General features: G+C 71.6%; 2 protein-coding genes. Both read right to left on the reverse strand.

Annotated features, from left to right (window positions below):
- Positions 1–1,111, reverse strand: a 1,111-nt coding sequence (locus HW578_RS28330; protein ID WP_198373479.1) for a Hint domain-containing protein, incomplete at its 3' end; no start/stop codon positions are given.
- Positions 1,112–1,230: 119 nt separating this feature from the next.
- The gene (locus tag HW578_RS25340; RefSeq protein ID WP_198373480.1) at positions 1,231–2,403 is read right to left on the reverse strand and encodes an acetyl-CoA acetyltransferase; all 1,173 of its coding nucleotides are present in this window, start codon (positions 2,401–2,403) and stop codon (positions 1,231–1,233) included.
- Positions 2,404–2,578: the final 175 nt, after the last annotated feature.

Below are 2,578 nucleotides of genomic sequence, written 5' to 3' on the forward strand. Positions count from 1 at the left end.
GCCGCCGCCGCCGCGCAGGCGCCCGACGCGCGGCAAGCCGCAGCCGGATCCGCTCGAGCGCAGCACCCGCCTCGACGCGCGCGGCGCAGCCCCGCGGGGGCCCCGCCGGCGGGGCGAAGTCGGCATGCAGCGCCACCACGAGCCCGGCATTCTCGAACTGCGCCCGGTTGTCGCAGTCGAGCCAGGATTCCGCAGCCGCGCCCTCGGCCAGCAGCACGTCGTGCGCGTCGAGCTCCACATGGAAGTAGCGCACCCTGCGCGCCGCCGCGTCGCGCAGGATGCCGACGCCATCGAGCAGCGCCGCGGCCGGCACCAGGACACCCTCCACATAAAGCGCATGGTCGGGCGAGACCACGAGGTCGCGATGGGGCGCGCCGTCCCCGAGCGCGCCGGCCAGGATCCGCACCGGCAGCACCGCCATGGGGCGCGGATGGCGGCGACAATCGACGCTGCGCCGGCCGACCCAGCGGACCGGCCGCAGCCAGGACCCCTGCAGCCCGAGCGTCACGACCAGGTCGCCCGCGCGCAGTTCCTCCACCGGCACCTCGCCACGCGACGTCATGATGCGGGTGCCGGCGGCGAAGCATGGCACGGGCATGGTCGAGGGTTCGCCGCCGTCGTTGTTGTATTGGACGAATTCGACATCCTCGGCGACGAAGTCGCTGCCGTCGTCGCTGCCGATGAGCGTGACGTTGTCGGTGACCCGCCAGCCGCCCGGGACCTGAACCCAGCTGTAGTCCCCGGGGGCGCCGTTGAAGACGACCGTGTCGCTGCCCGCACCGCCGATCATGGTGTCGTTGCCCGGCTGGGCGTCCATGAAGTCGTCGTCGGCGCCGCCATCGAGCCAGTCGTCACCCGAGCCGCCGGACAGCTCGTCGTTGCCGTCGCCGCCGAAAAGACTGTCGTCATCCTCGTTGCCGACAAGCCGATCATCGCCGCCCAGGCCGACCAGCACGTCATTGCCGAGACCGGCGAAGACCGTCGGCACGGGATCGCCGTCGTCGTTGAGGTTGAAGTCGGGGCCCTCGGTGCCGACCCAGGAATCATCACCCTCTGTCGGGGCGTTCACGTCGCGCGGATTGCCGTTCGTGTCGTACCAGGTTCCGGACATCGCACGCTCCTCGCCGAGACCGGCGGACGGCAGCCCGACCGGAATTCAACTAAAGCGCGATTATCGAGGCCATCAACACAAAGTATCTGGTTTCACGGCGCATTCACGCCCGGCGGATGCTACCGGGCTCGCTCCAGGATCGAGACGTAGTTCGCGACCGCCGCGCCCCCCATGTTGAACACGCCGCCCAGCTCCGCCCTGGGCAGCTGCATGGCCCCGGCCGCGCCGGTCAGCTGCATCGCCGCCAGCACATGCATCGAGACGCCGGTGGCGCCGATCGGGTGGCCCTTCGACTTCAGCCCGCCGGAACGGTTCACCGGCAGCCGCCCGCCGGCCGCCGTCCAGCCCTCCAGCGCGGCGCGCCCACCCTGCCCCTCGGCAGCCAGGCCCATCGCCTCGTATTCGATCAGTTCGGCAATGGTGAAGCAGTCATGCGTCTCGACGAAGGAGAGGTCGCCCACGCCGATGCCGGCCTGCGCGTAGGCGCGCGCCCAGGCTTCGCGCGCGCCCTCGAAGCGGGTGATGTCGCGCACCGCGATCGGCAGGAAGTCGTTGACCTGCACCGCGGCGCGGAAGCGCACCGCCTTGGCCAGGCCCGCGGCCGTGTCGGCATCGGCCAGCACCAGCGCCGCCGCCCCGTCGCTCACCAGCGAGCAGTCGGTGCGCTTGAGCGGACGCGCGACAAAGGGGTTCTTCTCGCTCTCGGTGCGGCAGAAGGCGTAGCCGAGATCCTTGCGCATCTGCGCCCAGGGATTGTCCACGCCGTTGCGGTGGTTCTTGGCGGCAATCGCCGCCAGCGCATCGGACTGGTCGCCATGCTTCTGGAAATACGCCTCGGCGATGCGGGCGAAGACGCCGGCGAAGCCGCCCTCGATGTCCTGTTCGGTCTTGCGATAGGAGGCGGTCAGCAGGATGTCGCCGACCTTGGGCCCGGGGGTCGAGGTCATCTTCTCCGCGCCCACCACGAGCGCGAGCCGCCCGCGGCCGGCGGCGATGAAGTCCCGCGCCGCATGGATCGCGGCCGACCCCGTCGCGCAGGCATTCTCCATGCGCGTGATCGGCTTGAAGCGCAGCTCGGGCACGGATTGCAGCACCAGCGAGGCCGGGAAGCCCTGCGGCGTGAAGCCTTCGCCGAAGACGCCGACGAAGCCGGCATCGATCTCCTCCGGCGCGATGCCGGCATCCTCGATGGCGGCGCGCGCGACGCCGGCCATCAGCGTCTCGAGATCGGGCGCGTCCTCGCGCTTGCCGAAGGCGGAATGGGCCCAGCCCACGATGCAGGCGTCGGTCATGGCGGTTCCTCCGTGTCGAGCAGCAGTCTATCGCCCGGCGCGAGGGCGCGCGAGGTCAGCGCGGCGACCGGATCGGCAGCGGTGCGGGCAGCGACGCCATCGGCGAGGCCGCAAGGCGGGCGCGCAGGCTCCCCACCTCGAGCGGCGGGGCGGCCGGGGCCGCCGGCGCCGCCCA

It is taken from the genome of Roseomonas rosulenta (assembly GCF_016106005.1).
GTDB lineage: Bacteria > Pseudomonadota > Alphaproteobacteria > Acetobacterales > Acetobacteraceae > Neoroseomonas > Neoroseomonas rosulenta.